The sequence below is a fragment of the Planosporangium mesophilum genome, from assembly GCF_016863255.1.
GTDB classification, from domain to species: domain Bacteria; phylum Actinomycetota; class Actinomycetes; order Mycobacteriales; family Micromonosporaceae; genus Planosporangium; species Planosporangium mesophilum.
This window is the reverse complement of record NZ_BOON01000031.1, coordinates 114897-130495: the sequence shown is the minus strand read 5'-3', so window position 1 is coordinate 130495 and position 15599 is coordinate 114897. Positions and strand designations below refer to the sequence as shown.

General features: G+C 69.9%; 19 protein-coding genes. 17 read left to right on the top strand and 2 right to left on the bottom strand.

Translation table 11 applies throughout. The features are described from left to right. The first annotated feature begins 225 nt into the window (after positions 1-225). The 17 genes from Pme01_RS16790 (at position 226) to Pme01_RS16720 (ending at position 12267) form a co-directional block, all read left to right on the top strand. A complete protein-coding gene (locus tag Pme01_RS16790; RefSeq protein WP_168114203.1) occupies positions 226-846 on the top strand; it encodes a D-sedoheptulose-7-phosphate isomerase in 621 nt (206 codons plus the stop codon). Further along, the gene (locus tag Pme01_RS16785; RefSeq protein WP_168114204.1) at positions 843-1112 is read left to right on the top strand and encodes a HypC/HybG/HupF family hydrogenase formation chaperone; all 270 of its coding nucleotides are present in this window, start codon (positions 843-845) and stop codon (positions 1110-1112) included. The genes Pme01_RS16790 and Pme01_RS16785 overlap by 4 nt, the downstream gene beginning before the upstream one ends. Continuing rightward, a complete protein-coding gene (locus tag Pme01_RS16780; RefSeq protein WP_168114205.1) occupies positions 1109-1801 on the top strand; it encodes a D-sedoheptulose-7-phosphate isomerase in 693 nt (230 codons plus the stop codon). Before Pme01_RS16785 ends, Pme01_RS16780 begins: the two co-directional genes overlap by 4 nt. Positions 1802-1835: 34 nt before the next feature. After that, positions 1836-2903, top strand: a complete 1068-nt coding sequence (locus Pme01_RS16775) for an NADH-quinone oxidoreductase subunit B family protein (protein WP_168114206.1) — start codon at positions 1836-1838, stop codon at positions 2901-2903. Between the two features lie 10 nt (positions 2904-2913). After that, positions 2914-4719, top strand: coding sequence for a nickel-dependent hydrogenase large subunit (locus Pme01_RS16770; RefSeq protein WP_168114207.1), 1806 nt, complete (start codon positions 2914-2916; stop codon positions 4717-4719). 4 nt (positions 4720-4723) lie between these two features. Continuing rightward, on the top strand, positions 4724-5611 hold the full coding sequence (locus Pme01_RS16765) for a NifU family protein (protein WP_168114208.1): 888 nt from the start codon (positions 4724-4726) through the stop codon (positions 5609-5611). After that, a complete protein-coding gene (locus Pme01_RS16760) occupies positions 5608-6243 on the top strand; it encodes a DUF5947 family protein (RefSeq protein ID WP_168114209.1) in 636 nt (211 codons plus the stop codon). Before Pme01_RS16765 ends, Pme01_RS16760 begins: the two co-directional genes overlap by 4 nt. 1 nt (position 6244) lies before the next feature. Next, a complete protein-coding gene (locus Pme01_RS16755; RefSeq protein ID WP_168114210.1) occupies positions 6245-6886 on the top strand; it encodes a DUF6084 family protein in 642 nt (213 codons plus the stop codon). After that, complete coding sequence (locus tag Pme01_RS16750; RefSeq protein ID WP_168114211.1) at positions 6883-8205, top strand: hypothetical protein; 1323 nt, start codon at positions 6883-6885, stop codon at positions 8203-8205. The genes Pme01_RS16755 and Pme01_RS16750 overlap by 4 nt, the downstream gene beginning before the upstream one ends. After that, on the top strand, positions 8202-8687 hold the full coding sequence (locus Pme01_RS16745; protein WP_168114212.1) for a hydrogenase maturation protease: 486 nt from the start codon (positions 8202-8204) through the stop codon (positions 8685-8687). The genes Pme01_RS16750 and Pme01_RS16745 overlap by 4 nt, the downstream gene beginning before the upstream one ends. Positions 8688-8708: 21 nt before the next feature. Further along, positions 8709-8798, top strand: coding sequence for a DUF6893 family small protein (locus tag Pme01_RS31800; protein WP_373315492.1), 90 nt, complete (start codon positions 8709-8711; stop codon positions 8796-8798). A 10-nt stretch (positions 8799-8808) separates the two neighbouring features. After that, on the top strand, positions 8809-8916 hold the full coding sequence (locus tag Pme01_RS31795) for a DUF6893 family small protein (protein WP_373315491.1): 108 nt from the start codon (positions 8809-8811) through the stop codon (positions 8914-8916). Positions 8917-8920: 4 nt separating this feature from the next. Beyond that, positions 8921-9325 carry a hydrogenase maturation nickel metallochaperone HypA/HybF gene (locus tag Pme01_RS16740; RefSeq protein WP_168114213.1) on the top strand — a complete coding sequence of 135 codons (405 nt, stop codon included), beginning with the start codon at positions 8921-8923 and terminating at the stop codon, positions 9323-9325. Then, positions 9303-9575 (top strand): HypC/HybG/HupF family hydrogenase formation chaperone, encoded by a 273-nt coding sequence (locus Pme01_RS16735; RefSeq protein WP_168114214.1) that lies wholly within the window; start codon positions 9303-9305, stop codon positions 9573-9575. Before Pme01_RS16740 ends, Pme01_RS16735 begins: the two co-directional genes overlap by 23 nt. A gap of 63 nt (positions 9576-9638) precedes the next feature. After that, positions 9639-10775, top strand: a complete 1137-nt coding sequence (hypD, locus tag Pme01_RS16730; RefSeq protein ID WP_203935679.1) for a hydrogenase formation protein HypD — start codon at positions 9639-9641, stop codon at positions 10773-10775. Next, entirely contained in the window at positions 10772-11854 is a 1083-nt protein-coding gene (hypE, locus tag Pme01_RS16725) for a hydrogenase expression/formation protein HypE (RefSeq protein ID WP_168114215.1), read from the top strand. Before hypD ends, hypE begins: the two co-directional genes overlap by 4 nt. A gap of 11 nt (positions 11855-11865) precedes the next feature. Beyond that, complete coding sequence (locus Pme01_RS16720; RefSeq protein WP_168114216.1) at positions 11866-12267, top strand: hypothetical protein; 402 nt, start codon at positions 11866-11868, stop codon at positions 12265-12267. 3 nt (positions 12268-12270) lie between these two features. Here the strand turns inward: Pme01_RS16720 and hypF are convergent, their stop codons facing one another. Both hypF and Pme01_RS16710 read right to left on the bottom strand, forming a co-directional pair. Then, positions 12271-14589, bottom strand: a complete 2319-nt coding sequence (hypF, locus tag Pme01_RS16715) for a carbamoyltransferase HypF (protein ID WP_203935678.1) — start codon at positions 14587-14589, stop codon at positions 12271-12273. Positions 14590-14606: 17 nt separating this feature from the next. Continuing rightward, positions 14607-15452: a M15 family metallopeptidase gene (locus tag Pme01_RS16710; protein WP_168114218.1), complete on the bottom strand. Its 846-nt coding sequence runs from the start codon at positions 15450-15452 to the stop codon at positions 14607-14609. Between the last annotated feature and the right edge of the window lie 147 nt (positions 15453-15599).

The window sequence follows — 15599 nt, the reverse complement described above, 5'->3', positions numbered from 1 at the left end:
ATGATCCGGATACAATGCCGGTCCGGGATGCGATCGCGGTCCGTTTACGACGGTGGATGTCGGCCGTCGGCGAGTCTCGTCGAAGCGTGGAGTGCGGTCACGCCGTCGACAAGCATCAATGGATATTGCCGCAGCTAGATCGACATTTATGGCTGCGCATGCGGTGTTGACATGGTGTTAACAAACGACGATGCTGCCTCTGAGGTACTACGCAGGGATGTGCGTATGAGCCTGATTTTGTCCCTTGAAGCGGCAACGCCCGTTGCTTCAGCGCGCCGCGAGTCAGCCGGTCAGGCCCTCGCGGGTCAGGCCGAGGCGGTCGCCCGCGCCTGCTACGACATGGCTGTTCGGTTCCACCAGGGCGGCAAGCTCATCGTGTTCGGCAACGGCGGAGCCGGTACGGACGCCAACCATGTCGCCGTCGAGTTCGTGCACCCGGTGATCGTGGGCAAGCGGGCGCTGCCGGCGATGGCGCTGACCAACGACCCGGCAACGGTCACCGGCGTGGCCAACCGGGAGGGTTTCGCTGAAGTATTCGCGCACCAGTTGCGTTGCTTCGCCGACCCGCCCGACATCGCGCTGGGAATCTCCGCCGACGGCGAGTGCGTCAACGTCGGCCGCGGGTTGGCGGTCGCACGCGAGCTCGGGCTGTTGACCGTGGCCCTGGTCGGGGGCGACGGGGGAGCCGTCGGGCGCGGCGGGGCGGTCGACCACGTGCTGGTGGCCATGAGCACGGACCCGGCCGTGGTCAAGGAAGTGCACGTGACCATGTACCACGTCCTCTGGGAGCTGGTACACGTCTTCTTCGAGCAGCCCGGGCTGCTGGGACCGGAAGTGATCCGATGACCGAGCTTCCCCTGACCCAGCTTCCGCCGAACGCGGTCTCCCGTCAGGCGGTACCCGCCTGCCACGACGACGTCTGCGTGACGTGTTCGGACGAGGCGGTACCGGTACGGGTGGTCCGCCTTCTCGATGACGGGCTGGCGCTCGTGGACACCGGGGTCTCCCAGGAAGAGGTGAGCGTGGCCCTGGTCGACGCCTCGGTCGGCGACACCGTTCTGGTGCACGCCAAGGAGGCGATCGTCGTGGTGCGGGAGGGGGCGGGCTCATGACCGAGAACCCGCACCCCGCCGGGGTGCAGGCGCTGTATCCGTTCCTCTACGCGGATGCCCGTGCCGATCTCGACTCGGTACTGACCCAGGTGCGGGAGTCCACCGTGGCCAAGGCGGCCGAGATCGTCGAGCTGCGCAAGGTCGTGCTCGCGCGGGAGGCCCCACGGCTCGCGGCCTGCGCCGCGGCGATGGCGGCCCGGTTCGCGGCCGGCGGCCGGCTGTACACCTTCGGCAACGGCGGCAGCAGTACCGACGCCGCCGAGGTTGCGACGACGTACCTGCACCCGTCGTCGGGCCGCACGTTGCCGGCGCTGTCTTTGACCAACGACGTCGCGGTGATGACCGCGCTGTCCAACGACATCGGGTTCGACGTGGTGTTCGCCCGGCAACTGGCCGCTCTCGGCCGTAGCCGCGACATCGCGTTCGGACTGTCGACCAGCGGGGGGTCGACAAACGTGGTCCGGGCGTTCGAGGAGGCCAACCGGCGGGGCATGCTCACCGTCGGGCTGAGCGGCTACGCCGGCGGCAAGATGGCCGAGCTCGACTCCATCGACTACCTGTTCGTCATCCCGTCTCCGTCGGTGCACCGCATCCAGGAGGCGCAGACGACGGTCTACCACGTGTTGTGGGAACTCACCCAGCAGGCGCTAGGCGCCACAGATGAGAGGGCGGCGACCGCCGCGGTCTAGCCGTGACGGCCGCCTTTGCGGAAGGCGGCGAGAGATGACCCAAACAGCGTCGCGGGGCGCCCCGCGCGAGACGGAAAAACCGTTGGTCCACCTGCTGTGGATCAACGCTGGGCTCAGCTGCGACGGCGACTCGGTGGCCCTCACCGCCGCCACGCAGCCCAGCATCGAGGAGATCGTGCTCGGCGCCCTACCCGGGCTGCCGCGGCTGGCGGTGCACTGGCCGCTGATCGACTTCGAGTGCGGGCCCGAGCAGGGTGCGGACACGTTCATCGAGTGGTTCCACAAGGCCGACCGTGGCGAGATCGACCCCTTCGTGCTGGTCGTGGAGGGCTCGATCCCGAACGAGTCGATCAAGAAGGAAGGCTACTGGTGCGGGTTCGGCAACAACCCGGCCACCGGCCAGCCGATGACCACCAGCGAGTGGCTCGACCGGTTGGCGCCCAAGGCGCTCGCCGTGGTGGCGGTCGGCACCTGTGCGACGTACGGCGGCATCCACGCGATGGCGGGCAACCCCACCGGTGCGATGGGCGTCCTGGACTACCTGGGGTGGGACTGGCGTACGCCGGCCGGCATCCCGGTGGTGTGTGTGCCTGGCTGTCCGATCCACCCGGACAACCTGTCGGAGACGTTCCTGTACCTGCTCTACCAGGCCACCGGCCAGGCGCCGATGATTCCGCTGGACGAGGCGCACCGCCCGACCTGGCTGTTCGGCGCGACCGTCCACGAGGGGTGCGACCGGGCCGGCTACTACGAGCAGGGTGACTTCGCGGTCGAGTACGGCTCGCCGAAGTGCCTGGTGAAGCTGGGCTGCTGGGGCCCGGTGGTCAAGTGCAACGTGCCCAAACGCGGCTGGATCAACGGCGTCGGCGGCTGCCCGAACGTGGGCGGGATCTGCATCGGCTGCACCATGCCGGGCTTCCCGGACAAGTTCATGCCGTTCATGGACGAGCCGCCGGGCAGCAAGGTGTCGACCGCGGCCAGCGGCGCGTACGGCGGCCTGATCCGGGCGTTGCGCAACGTCACGGCGAAGACGGTTGACAAGGAGCCGAGGTGGCGGCACCGAGAACGCAAGCTCACGACCGGGTACCGGGCATCGTGGTGAGGAGACGGCGATGACAGCGACCGAACAGCAGCGCATCGGTCAGGAGAAGACCGGCCTCGTCGAGATGGCCTGGGACCCGATCACGCGGATCGTGGGCAGTCTCGGCATCTATACGAAGATCGACTTTGCCGAGAAGAAGGTCGTGGAGTGCTACAGCACCTCGTCGGTCTTCCGCGGGTACAGCATCTTCATGAAGGGCAAGGACCCCCGGGACGCGCACTTCATCACCAGCCGCATCTGCGGCATCTGCGGGGACAACCACGCGACCTGCTCCGTCTACAACCAGAACATGGCGTACGGCATCGCGCCGCCGCATCTGGGGGAGTGGATCATCAACCTCGGTGAGTCGGCCGAGTACATGTTCGACCACAACATCTTCCAGGAGAACCTGGTCGGGGTCGACTACTGCGAGAAGATGGTGCGCGAGACCAACCCCGGCGTCCTCGATCAGGCCAACCGCACCCCGGCACCGCACGCCGATGAGCACGGGTACAAGACCATCGGCGACATCATGCGCGCGCTCAACCCGCTCGAAGGCGAGTTCTACCGCGAGGCCCTGCAGGTCAGCCGGTACACCCGGGAGATGTTCTGCCTCATGGAGGGCCGCCACGTCCACCCGTCGACGCTGTACCCCGGCGGCGTGGGCACCGTGGCCACGGTGCAACTGTTCACCGACTACCTGACCCGGCTCATGAAGTACGTCGAGTTCTGCAAGAAGATCGTGCCGCTGCACGACGACCTGTTCGACTTCTTCTACGAGGCGCTGCCCGGTTACGAGGAGGTCGGCCGCCGGCGGGTGCTGCTCGGGTGCTGGGGAAGCCTCAACGACCCGGAGTACTGCGACTTCAAGTACGAGAACATGACCAACTGGGGTCGCAAGATGTTCGTCACGCCCGGTGTGGTCGTCGACGGCAAGCTGGTCACCAACGACCTGGTCGACATCAACCTCGGCATCCGGATCCTGCTCGGCAGCTCGTACTACGACGACTGGGCCGACCAGAAACCGTTCGTCACCCACGACCCGCTGGGCAATCCGGTCGACCAGCGCCACCCGTGGAACCAGCACACCATCCCGCAGCCGCAGAAGCGTGACTTCGCCGACAAGTACAGCTGGGTGATGTCGCCGCGCTGGTACGACGGCAAGGACTACCTGGCACTGGACACCGGTGGCGGCCCGATCGCCCGACTGTGGGCGACGGCGCTGTCCGGCCTGGTCGACTGCGGGTACGTGAAGGCGACCGGCGACAGCGTGGTGATCAACCTGCCGACCACGGTCGGCAAGCCCGAGAAGACGTTCGTGTGGCGGATCCCCCACGACAAGCAGGGTCGGCCGCTGAGCAACGCGATCGAGCGCAACCGGGCCCGTACCTACTTCCAGGCCTATGCCGCGGCGCTCGCGCTGTACTTCACCGAGAAGGCGATGGGCGAGGTGCGCGCCGGACACACCAAGACCTGGACCCCGTTCAAGGTGCCCAAGGAGGCCATCAGCTGCGGCTTCACCGAGGCGGTGCGGGGCGTCCTGTCGCACCACATGGTGATCCGCAACGGCAAGATCGCCAACTACCACCCGTACCCGCCGACGCCGTGGAACGGCAGCGTGCGCGACTCGTACGGCACGCCCGGCCCGTACGAGGACGCCGTGCAGAACACGCCGATCTTCGAGGAGAACCCGCCGGACAACTTCAAGGGCATCGACATCATGCGGGCCGTGCGCAGCTTCGACCCGTGCCTGCCCTGTGGCGTGCACATGTACCTCGGCAACGGCAAGACGCTCCAGAAACTGCACACCCCGACGGCGTTCACCGGTTCGGCGTGAACGCATGACCACGACTACACCGGATGTCCGGAAGGCCGGTGCCCGCGTCGAGCAACTCCTCGCCGAACTCGGCGAGGAGGCCGACGCGCGGGTGAGCGAGCGGGCCGAGGAACTGGTGAGCCTGCTGGTGGACGTGTACGGGGAGGGGCTGTCCCGCATCGTCGAGATCGTCGCGGCGAGCGAGGACAGCGCCGCCCTGGCCGACAGGTTCGCCGCCGACGACCTCGTCGCCAGCCTGCTGATCCTGCACGGGCTGCACCCGCTCGGCGTGGCCGAGCGGGTGCAGCGCGCCCTCGACGGGGTCCGCCCGTACCTCGGTTCGCACGCCGGCGGCGTGGAGCTTCTCGGAATCGACGACGACGGGGTGGTGCGGCTGCGGCTGGAGGGCAGCTGCGACGGCTGCCCCTCCTCGGCGATGACCGTGAAGCTGGCCATCGAGCGGGCGATCCTGGAGGCGGCGCCCGAGGTGCTCCGCGTCGATGCCGAGGGGGTGGCGGCGCCGCCCGCTCCGGGGCCGCGGCTCATTCCCGTCGAGTCGCTGCGCCAGCGTACGAACCCGGCTGACGCCACCGGGGAGTGGCAGGAGGTGTCGTCGCTGTCCACGCTCGAATCCGGGTCGGTGCGCCTGGTGACGCTCGGCGGGCAGCGGGTCGCGGTGTGCCGCGCCGACGGCAGGCTCGTCGCGTACCGGGACGCCTGCCCCGGCTGCGGGATGTCCCTTGTGGATGGCACGCTGACCGGCACCTGGCTCTCCTGCGGCGGCTGCGGTGTGCGGTACGACGTCCGGCTCGCCGGACGCGGCGAGGACGGCGCACACCTCGAGCCGCTCCCGCTGCTGGAGGACGCTGGCGGCGCGGTCCGCATCGCGCTGCCGGTCGAGGTGGCCTCATGACAGCTCCGGGGCTGCGGCGATTCATCGAGGGCACGCGCGCCAAGGTGGTCCCCGGCGAGCGGTGCGAGATGTGCGCCGAGCCGCTCGGTCCGGACCACTCGCACGTGGCCGACCTGAAGGGCCGCACCGTGATGTGCGCCTGCCGGGCGTGCTACCTGCTGTTCACCCGGGATGGCGCGGCCCAGAACAGGTACCGCGCCATCCCGGACCGGTACCGGTACGACCCGGAGTTCCGGATGACCCCGGCGCAGTGGGACGAGCTTGGTGTCCCAGTGAACCTGATCTTCGTGTTCCGCAACGCCGAGCAGGATCGTCACGTCGCCTTCTACCCCGGCCCGGCGGGGGCGACCGAGTCGATGCTGCCGACCGAGGCCTGGTCGGAGATCCTGGCGGCCAACGCGAGCGTCGCCGACCTCGCCCCCGACGTCGAGGCGGTCGTGCTGCGCCGCGCCGGCGACCGCTTCGAGGGTTACCTCGTACCCATCGACGCCTGCTACGAGCTGGTGGGCCGGATGCGCATGAACTGGCGCGGTTTCGACGGCGGCGAGGACGTGTGGCGCGAGGTCGACGCCTTCTTCGACCGGGTGGTCGAGCGAGCCGAGGACGCCCGGCCGGCCGGGGACGAGGCCTGACATGGGGGAGCTCGTCTTCGACTGCATCGATTCCCGTGCCGAGCGGTACGCGGCCGCACCGATCCTGACCCTCGTGCTGCGGGTGGCCGAGACCACCGGTGCTCAGGTCGGCGCCATCGGGCTGCGCTGCCAGATGCGCATCCAACCCGTTCGGCGCACGTACGACGAGGGGGAGGCCGAGCGGCTGAACGACCTCTTCGGCACCCCCGACCGGTGGGGCGACACCCTCAAGCCACTCCAGTTCGCGACCGTGTCGGCCCTGGTGCCGGCGTTCCGCAACAGCATCGAGATCGAGCTGCCGGTGCCGTGCAGCTACGACCTCGAGGTCGCCTCCACGCGGTACTTCGACGCGCTCGCAGGCGGCGACGTCCCGCTGCTGCTCCTGTTCAGCGGCACGGTCTTCCTGCAGGGGCCGGCCGGCATGCAGGTGGAGCAGGTGCCGTGGCACAAGGAGTGCAACTACCGGCTGCCGGTACGGGTCTGGCGCGAAACCATGGACTACCACTTCCCGAACAGCGCCTGGCTGCGGCTGCACCGTGACACGCTCGCGGCGCTGGCCAGGTTCAAGTCCGAGCGGACCCTCGCCACCTGGGAGGAGACGCTGCAGGTGCTGCTGGCCGAGGCCGGGGAGGTGGTGAGGTGAGCCTGGAGTTGGCCCGGCAGGTCGCCGACACCGTGCTGTTCGAGGGGTACGTGCTGTACCCGTACCGCGCCTCGGCGGCGAAGAACCAGGTGCGCTGGCAGTTCGGGGTACTCGCCCCGCGCGGTGCCGCCGGGAGCGAGCCGTGGTTCTCCCGGACCGAGTGCCTGGTCGAACCGGACGACACCGATCCCGAGCTGACCGTGACCGTACGCTTCCTGCAGATCCAGCGGCGGGAGGGCCCGCCCGTCTGGGACGAGGGCGTGGTGCAGGAGGTGACCGCGACCGCCGTCCTCAAGCCGGGCGCCGACGAGCAGACGACCGGATTCGCCATCCCCGGCGGCTCGGAGACCGAGGGTGACGTGGTACGCCGTCGCTCGCGGCTCTCCGGCGTCATCCGGATCGCCACGACCCCGATCGAGGGGCCGTACGGGCTGCTGCGGGTGCGGATCCAGGTGGAGAACCACACGGCCGCCGACCACGACCCGGACGCGCCGCGCGCCGAGATGCTCCCGTTCGCGCTGATCAGTACCCATGCGCTGCTGTCGGTGCGGTCCGGCCAGTTCGTCTCGCTGCTCGAACCGCCGGAGTGGGCGCAAGACGCGGTCGCGTCGTGCCGGAACGAGCACACCTGGCCGGTACTGGTCGGCGAGGGCCGGCGTGACGTGATGTTGTCTTCGCCGATCATCCTGTACGACCACCCGGAGATCGCCCCGGAGAGCACGGGGGACTTCTACGACGGCACCGAGATCGACGAGCTGCTGACGCTGCGCACGATGACGCTGACCGACGAGGAGAAGCGGGAGGCGCGGGAGACCGACCCGCGCGCGGCGGCCATTGTGGACCGTGCCGACAACATGCCGGGGGAGGTACTGGAGCGCCTTCATGGCGCGGTGCGGTACCTGCGCCGGGTCACCGGTGACGACGGTGTGCCCGAGATGCGGGAGCCCACCGGCGACGAGGAGGTGGCCGAGATGCCGGGGTCGAACGGTGGCAACGGCGGCAAGGCGGACCCGCAGCCGTGGTGGGACCCGGGCGCGGACCGCTCGGTCAACCCGGAGACCGACAGCGTCCCGGTCCCCGGCGGGTTGGCGCGGCGGGGCAGCCGGGTCCGGCTGCATCCGATGGGCCGGGCGGACGCCCAGGACATGTTCCTGCAGGACCGTACCGCCACGGTCGAGGCGGTGCTGTTCGACGTCGACGGCTCGACCCATCTCGCGGTGACGCTCGACGACGATCCGGCCGCGGAGCTGAACCGTTCGGTCGGCCGGTTCCTGTACTTCGCCCCCGGCGAGGTCGAGCTCGTGGAGGAGGCGTCATGACCGAGCGGGCCCGGTGGCTGGTGGCGGGGATCGGCAACGTCTTCCTGGGCGACGACGGCTTCGGGGTGGAGGTGGTCCGCCGCCTGCTCGGCACCGAACTGCCGCCCGGCGTCAAGGTCGCCGACTACGGCATCCGCGGCGTGCACCTCGCGTACGAACTGCTCGACGGGTACGAGACGGTCATTCTCGTCGACGCGCTCTCGCGCGGCGAGCCGCCCGGCACGGTGTACGTCTTCGAACCCGACGTGACCGCGGTCCCCGACAGCGGCGGCCCGGCGATGGACGCGCACGACATGACCCCGGACACCGTGCTCGCGCTGGTCCACACGCTCGGCGGCACCCTCGACCGGGTCCTGATCGTGGGGTGCGAGCCGGCCGACATGACCGACCGGATCGGGCTGTCCGCGCCGGTCGAGGCGGCCGTGGACAACGCGGTCCGGACCGTACTGGACCTGGTAGCCAACGAAACGGAGAGGGTGTGAGCGCCGATGATACGGCGAGTGATGGTCCCGTTACTGGTCGTCGGTGTCGCCGTGGTCGTGGTGCAGTCGCTTCCCGACCTCGCGCGCTACCTGAAGATTCGGATGATGTGAGGAGACGACGATGACCTGGTGGTTGTGGCTGATCGCGGTGGTGGTGGTGATCGTGGCGGCCTTCCTGATCGTGAGCCTCCCCGACATCAACCGTTACCTGCGCATCCGCAGGATGTGATCGCATGCATGAGATCGGCCTCTGTGAGCCGTTCGTCGAGGCCATCGAGCGGCGGGCCGCCGGGCGCCGGGTGACCGCAGTCCGGATGCGCATCGGTGTCCTGCACCGCGTGGTGGAGCCGTCGCTGGAGCAGGCGTTCGCGCTCGTGTCGGCGGGGACGGTAGCCGAGGGCGCGGCGGTGGAGCTGGTCACCGTACCGGCGCGGGCCGCCTGCCCGGCCTGTGGCTGGCAGGACGAGACCGCCGAGCCGGTGGCCCTCTGCCCGGCCTGCGGCGCGTCAGGGACCGAGCTGATCGGTGGCGACGAGCTGGTGCTCGAGTCCATCACGGTGGCCGAGAACGGCACGCCGGGCGCGAGCGGTACGCCGCGCGAGGAGGTGAGTTCGGATGTGTCTGGGGATTCCCGGTGAGGTCATCGAGATCATGGATGACCACCCGGACCTGGCCCGGGTGGACGTCAGTGGCGTGCGGCGGGCCATCAACATCGGGCTGCTCGAGGGCGAGAGCCTGGGGCGCGGGGACTGGATCCTGATCCATGTCGGCTTCGCTCTGTCCAAAATCGACGAGTCCGAGGCCAAGGCGGCGCTGGAGTTCCTGGAAGGGATCGGCCAGGCGTACGAGGACGAGCTGAACGCCCTGCGCGAATCCAAGATCGAATGACAACCGGGCCGCGGGTGGCGCCTGTGCGGCACCCGCGGCCAATCGGCCCGGATCGAGGTAGAGATGACACGGATGCGATTCGTCGACGAGTACCGCGACGCGGACAAGGCACAGGCACTGGCCGCCCGGATCGCCGAGCTGTGCGAGCCGGGCCGGCAGTACAAGTTCATGGAGGTGTGCGGTGGGCACACCCACACCATCTACAAGCACGGACTGGAGGACTACCTGCCGGAGTCCGTCACGCTGGTACACGGGCCCGGCTGCCCGGTCTGCGTGATCCCGATGGGCCGGGTCGACGACGCCATCTACATCGCCCGGCAGCCCGACGTCATCATGACGTCGTTCGGCGACATGATGCGGGTACCGGGCAGCGGCGACACGTTCTTCGACGCCAACGCGGCGGGCACGAACATCCGCATGGTGTACTCCCCGCTGGACGCGCTGAAGATCGCCAAGCAGAACCCGGACAAGCGCGTGGTGTTCATGGCGATCGGGTTCGAGACCACCGCGCCGTCGACCGCCATGACGGTCCTGCGGGCCGCCAAGGAGGGGGTCGAGAACTTCTCGATCTTCTGCAACCATGTCACGATCATCCCGGCGATCAAGGCCATCCTCGACTCGCCGGACCTGCGCCTGGACGGGTTCATCGGCCCCGGTCACGTCTCCACGGTCATCGGCTGCCGGCCGTACGACTTCATCACCCGCCAGTACGACAAGCCCCTGGTCGTCGCCGGGTTCGAGCCGCTGGACATCCTCCAGACCATCTACATGATCCTCGTCCAGCTGTCCGAGGGCCGCTGCGAGGTGGAGAACCAGTACAGCCGGGTCGTGCCGTGGGACGGCAACCTCAGGGCACTCGGAGTCATCAACGAGGTCATGGAGCTACGCCCGTACTTCGAGTGGCGGGGCCTCGGCTTCATCTCCCACTCCGCGCTGAAGGTACGGGAGGAGTACGCCCGCTTCGATGCCGAACGCATCTTCGACCTGCCCGGCGTGCGGGTGGCCGACCCGAAGGCCTGCCAGTGCGGCGAGGTCCTCAAGGGCGTCCTGAAGCCGTGGGAGTGCAAGGTGTTCGGCACCGCGTGCACCCCGGAGACGCCGATCGGCACCTGCATGGTCTCGCCCGAGGGCGCGTGCGCGGCGTACTACAACTTCGGCCGGTTCACCCGTACCCGCGTGATGGAGGCGACGCGCTCATGACGAGCGTCGACGACCGGGAACGGCAGGTCCTCGAGCGCATCGACAAGGCCCGCCGGCGCCGGGCGAAGATCAAGGACGAACGGATCACCCTGGCCCACGGTGCCGGGGGCAAGGCGACCCACACCCTGATCGAGGCGGTGTTCCTCGAGGCGTTCCGCAACCCGTTGCTCGAACCGCTGGAAGACCAGGCGGTGCTCTCGCTGGGCGGGCCGCGGCTGGCGTTCACCACCGACTCGTTCGTGGTCCACCCGCTGTTCTTCCCGGGCGGCGACATCGGCGAGCTGGCCGTCAACGGTACGGTCAACGACCTTGCCATGTCGGGTGCCCGGCCCCGGTACCTGTCCAGCGGGTTCATCGTGGAGGAGGGGTTACCGACCGAGGACCTCGTCCGCATCGCCGAGTCGATGGCCCGCGCCGCCGAGGCGGCCGGGGTCCAGATCGTCACCGGGGACACCAAGGTCGTCGAGCGCGGCAAGGCCGACGGCTGCTACATCAACACCGCGGGCGTCGGCGTCATCTCCCACGACCTCACGCTGGGCGCCAGCCGCGCCCGGCCCGGCGACGTCGTCCTGGTCTCCGGGCCGATCGGCGACCACGGCATCACCATCATGCTCGCCCGCGGCGAACTGGACATCGAAGCGGACCTCACGTCGGACACGGCGCCACTGGCCGACCTCGTCGACCGGCTGCTCGCCGCCGCCCCCGGGGTTCGCTGCCTGCGTGACGCCACCCGCGGCGGCGTGGCGACGGTCCTCAACGAGGTGGCGCGCGCCTCGGACGTGGCCGTCGTCCTCGACGAGCGTGCCGTTCCGGTGCGGACCGAGGTCCGCGGGGCGTCCGAGATCCTGGGAATTGATCCGCTGTACGTCGCCTGTGAAGGTCGGTTCATCGCCGTGGTAGCCCCCGAGGACGCCGACGCGGCCCTCGACGCGCTGCGCACGCATCCGCAGGGTACCGAGGCCGCCGTCATCGGTCAGGTCAAGGCGGACCCGCCGTCGCTGGTGCTGCTCAAGACCGAGTTCGGCGGTACCCGCATCGTCGACGTCCTCGTCGGCGACCCACTGCCACGCATCTGTTAGGGAGACGCCCCATGACCCAACACCAGGTCCCGCCCTACGAGCGGGGCGACGAACACCCACTGCCGCCCTACGACGACGAGAAGGGCGCGGGAGGCGCAATCCAGGAGAACCCGATCAGCCGGTCGTCCAATGTCGCGGGCGAAGGCGGCTACCACGACGATGCCGTCGACGAGAGCGGCGTGCCGCCCACCGACATGGACGCCGAGACGCCCCTCGGCGTCGGCGAGAGCATGACCCGCCGCGGCGAGGAGGTCGGCGCCGACCAGGAGTCCGGACGGACCGACGAGGGTACGAAGGGCGCGTCCGAGCGCCCGTACGGCACCTCGGACGAGCGGGACTCGTCCGGCGTCAACGCGCAGGGCCCCATCGACGAGGAGAGCCCGAACCTGCAGCGGGGTGACCAGGGAGGCTGACCGTCACACCAGCCCGGCCCGGTCGCGGGCGGCGGCGACCGCGACCTGGCCGAGGCTGATCCCGCCGTCGTTGGGCGGCACACGGTGGTGCGTGAGCACCCGGAAACCCCGCCGGCTCAGCCCTTCGACGGCGCCCGACAGCAGCACCATGTTCTGGAACACGCCACCGGACAGGGCCACGGCCGACAGCCCGGTCGCCGCCCGGGCCCGCTCGGCGCCGGCCACGATCGCCGTCGCCATACCCCGGTGGAAGCGCATCGCGATCGTCTCGACCGGCACGTGACGGTGCAGGTCGGCCACGACCGCCCGGACCAGGTCGGCTCCGCGTACCCGGAACGGTCGCCCCTCGGCGAACCCGACCTCGTACGCCCCGTCCGCGTGCGGGTCGACGCGCTGCTCCAGCTCCACCGCGGCCTGACCCTCGTAGCTGATGACGTCGCGTACGCCCAGCAGCGCGCCGACGGCGTCGAAGAGGCGACCCGCGCTCGAGGTGAGCGGGGAGTTGAGCCCGGAGCGCCCCACCGCGAGCACGGCGTCCCAGGTGGACGCGTTGCGCTCGGCCACCGCCAGATCCCGGGGCGGGTCGCCGGCGAACGCGGCGTCGAGGTACGCGGCCGCCATCCGCCAGGGCTGCCGGATCGCCGCCACCCCGCCCGGCATCCGTACCGGTTCGAGGAGCCCGACGCGCTCGAAGCTGGTCAGGTCGGCGGCCAGGAACTCGCCGCCCCAGATGGTGGCGTCCTCGCCGTAGCCGAGGCCGTCGAAGGCCACCCCGATGACCGGCTCCACCTCCCCGTTGTCGACCAGACAGGAGGCGATGTGGGCCCAGTGGTGCTGCACCGGTACCCGGTGGCCGATCGCGGTCTGGTCCAGGGCGTACTTCGTGGACAGGTACTCGGGGTGCAGGTCGTGCGCGATCACCTGCGGATCGATGTCGAACAGCCGCCGGAAGTGTGCGACCCCATCGGTGAACGAGCGCAGGGTGGCGTAGTTCTCCAGGTCGCCGATGTGGTGCGAGACGAACGCGTACTCGCCCTTCGCCAGGCAGAACGTGTTCTTCAGCTCCGCACCGCAGCCGAGCACCGGGCGGGGGACGGCGCGGCCCAGGCGCAGCGGAGCGGGGGCGTACCCGCGGGAGCGCCGGATCGGCATTTCCCGCCCGGCGACCGCGCGGGTGACCGAGTCGTCGGTACGGATGTGGATCGGCCGATCGTGGAGCAGGAAGGCGTCGGTGATCGGCGACAGCCGGGCCAACGCGTCGGCGTCCTCGTAGGCGATCGGTTCGTCGCTCACGTTGCCGCTGGTGAGGACGAACGGGCGGTCGAGTTCACGGGTCAGCAGATGGTGCAGCGGCGTGTACGGCAGCATCAGGCCGAGGAACCGGTTGCCCGGTGCGACCTGCTCGGCGAGCGCCGAGTCCCGGTGGCGCCGCAACAGCACGATCGGGCGCCGGGGACTGGTGAGCACCCGCTCCTCGGCGTCGTCGACGGCGCACAGCTTCCGGGCGGCGGCGACGTCGGCCACCATGACCGCGAAGGCCTTCTCCTCGCGGTGCTTGCGGGAGCGCAGCGCGGCGACGCCCTCCGGCGACGCCGCGTCCGCCGCGAGATGGTAGCCGCCGAGCCCCTTGACGGCGACGACCTTGCCGGCCCGCAGCAGCGCGACGGTGGCCGCGATCGGGTCACCGGGTACGTCCTCGCCCGGCGGTGCGCCGGTGATGTCCTCGCCCGGCGAGGTGATCAGCCGCAGCCGGGGGCCGCACGCCGGGCAGCACACGGGCTGCGCGTGGAAGCGCCGGTCGGCCGGGTCGGCGTACTCGCGGGCGCACTCCGCGCACAGCGGGAACCCGGCCATCGTGGTGAAGGGCCGGTCGTACGGGACGTCGCGGACGATGGTGAACCGGGGGCCGCAGTTGGTGCAGTTGACGAACGGGTACCGGTACCGGCGGTCGACCGGGTCGAACAGCTCACGAAGGCAGTCCGCGCAGGTGGCGGTGTCGGGTGAGATGAGCGTCTGGCGTTCGCCACCGGGCTCGCTGGCGGCGACCACGAAACCCGGCAGCCCGGTCGCCGGCATCGGCTCGGCGGTGACCCGCTCGATGACCGCAAGCGGCGGCGGTTCGCGGGTCAGGTCACGGTGGAACTCCGCGACACCGGACGGGGGCCCCTCGACCTCGAGGAAGACCCCCTGCGCGTCGTTGCCGACCAGCCCCGCCAGGCCGTGGCGGATGGCCAGGGCGTACACGAAGGGCCGGAAGCCGACCCCTTGGACGATGCCTTCGACCCGGATCCGCCACCGTACCGGCGTGTCCTCGTCCGCCACGACGACCTCCGCCCTGGTTATCCGCCCGTCACGGCTCGGCGCGCCACCGGGAAGTCGAAGTACGTGTCCGGGTACGGCTCGCCGGCGAGCGTGTAGTGCCACCATTCGCTGGCGTAGTTGGTGAAGCCCGCGTCCGTCATCACCTGCTTGAGGAGCAGGCGGTTGTCCATCGCGCGGCCGGTGATCCGCGGGTCGAGGGTGTTGGCCAGCGGGTCGAAGCAGTCGAATCCGGTACCCATGTCCACGGTGTTGTCTCCGAACCGCTGCCACCGGGGCGCGAAACAGGAGACCAGTGGCTCGCCCCGCAGGTACGGGCGCTGCGGGCGGGGCGGCAGGGCGACCAGCGTGAGGTCGACGGTGCTGCCCCGGCTGTGCCCCGACCTGCTGGCGATGTACCCGTCGGCGAACAGCACGGTCTTGTCCACGCGCGGATAGAACTCGGCCTTCATCCGCTGGTCGTCGAGGCGCTCCGCCCAGCGTACGAAGTCGTCCACGGCGCGCTGGGGGCGGAAGCAGTCGTAGACCTTGAGGCTGTACCCGAGGCTCTGAGCGGCGACCTGTGCCCGGTGCAGGCCCTCGGCGGCCTGCCGGGTGAGGATGCAGATCGGGTCGCGGTAGCCGACAATCGGGCGGCCGACGAAGTTGTGGTACGTGTCGTACCGGATGTCCTGGAGGATCGTGTGATCCACATCGGACAAGGCGACGAACCCGGCCGGGCCGCGCCCGCCGGCCCCGGCCGGCGCGGAGGCTCGGACGATGCCGGCCTCGGCCGTGGCGGCGGTCGGCGTCCAGCTGAGGACCGTGGTCACGAGCAGGGTGGCGAGGACGCGTGCCGTCGGCCGCAGCCATCGAAGGGTCGCCATGACCTGTGTCTACCACGATTCGCCGCCGGATTGATGGGACTGAGTGCGCCGCGTACCTCTTGGCAGTTGACAGCCGGGTGCACTAACCTCACCTGGGAGCGCTCCCATCGATATCTGTCAGTTTTCTGGGAGGAAGGAACACCCCCG

Excerpts from the sequence above, each read along its gene's own strand:
- Pme01_RS16790 (WP_168114203.1), top strand. The coding sequence starts at position 226 with ATGAGCCTGATTTTGTCCCTTGAAGCGGCAACGCCCGTTGCTTCAGCG.
- Pme01_RS16785 (WP_168114204.1), top strand. The coding sequence starts at position 843 with ATGACCGAGCTTCCCCTGACCCAGCTTCCGCCGAACGCGGTCTCCCGT.
- Pme01_RS16780 (WP_168114205.1), top strand. The coding sequence starts at position 1,109 with ATGACCGAGAACCCGCACCCCGCCGGGGTGCAGGCGCTGTATCCGTTC.
- Pme01_RS16775 (WP_168114206.1), top strand. The coding sequence starts at position 1,836 with ATGACCCAAACAGCGTCGCGGGGCGCCCCGCGCGAGACGGAAAAACCG.
- Pme01_RS16770 (WP_168114207.1), top strand. The coding sequence starts at position 2,914 with ATGACAGCGACCGAACAGCAGCGCATCGGTCAGGAGAAGACCGGCCTC.
- Pme01_RS16765 (WP_168114208.1), top strand. The coding sequence starts at position 4,724 with ATGACCACGACTACACCGGATGTCCGGAAGGCCGGTGCCCGCGTCGAG.
- Pme01_RS16760 (WP_168114209.1), top strand. The coding sequence starts at position 5,608 with ATGACAGCTCCGGGGCTGCGGCGATTCATCGAGGGCACGCGCGCCAAG.
- Pme01_RS16755 (WP_168114210.1), top strand. The coding sequence starts at position 6,245 with ATGGGGGAGCTCGTCTTCGACTGCATCGATTCCCGTGCCGAGCGGTAC.
- Pme01_RS16745 (WP_168114212.1), top strand. The coding sequence starts at position 8,202 with ATGACCGAGCGGGCCCGGTGGCTGGTGGCGGGGATCGGCAACGTCTTC.
- Pme01_RS31800 (WP_373315492.1), top strand. The coding sequence starts at position 8,709 with ATGGTCCCGTTACTGGTCGTCGGTGTCGCCGTGGTCGTGGTGCAGTCG.
- Pme01_RS31795 (WP_373315491.1), top strand. The coding sequence starts at position 8,809 with ATGACCTGGTGGTTGTGGCTGATCGCGGTGGTGGTGGTGATCGTGGCG.
- Pme01_RS16740 (WP_168114213.1), top strand. The coding sequence starts at position 8,921 with ATGCATGAGATCGGCCTCTGTGAGCCGTTCGTCGAGGCCATCGAGCGG.
- Pme01_RS16735 (WP_168114214.1), top strand. The coding sequence starts at position 9,303 with ATGTGTCTGGGGATTCCCGGTGAGGTCATCGAGATCATGGATGACCAC.
- hypD (WP_203935679.1), top strand. The coding sequence starts at position 9,639 with ATGACACGGATGCGATTCGTCGACGAGTACCGCGACGCGGACAAGGCA.
- hypE (WP_168114215.1), top strand. The coding sequence starts at position 10,772 with ATGACGAGCGTCGACGACCGGGAACGGCAGGTCCTCGAGCGCATCGAC.
- Pme01_RS16720 (WP_168114216.1), top strand. The coding sequence starts at position 11,866 with ATGACCCAACACCAGGTCCCGCCCTACGAGCGGGGCGACGAACACCCA.
- Pme01_RS16710 (WP_168114218.1), bottom strand. The coding sequence starts at position 15,452 with ATGGCGACCCTTCGATGGCTGCGGCCGACGGCACGCGTCCTCGCCACC.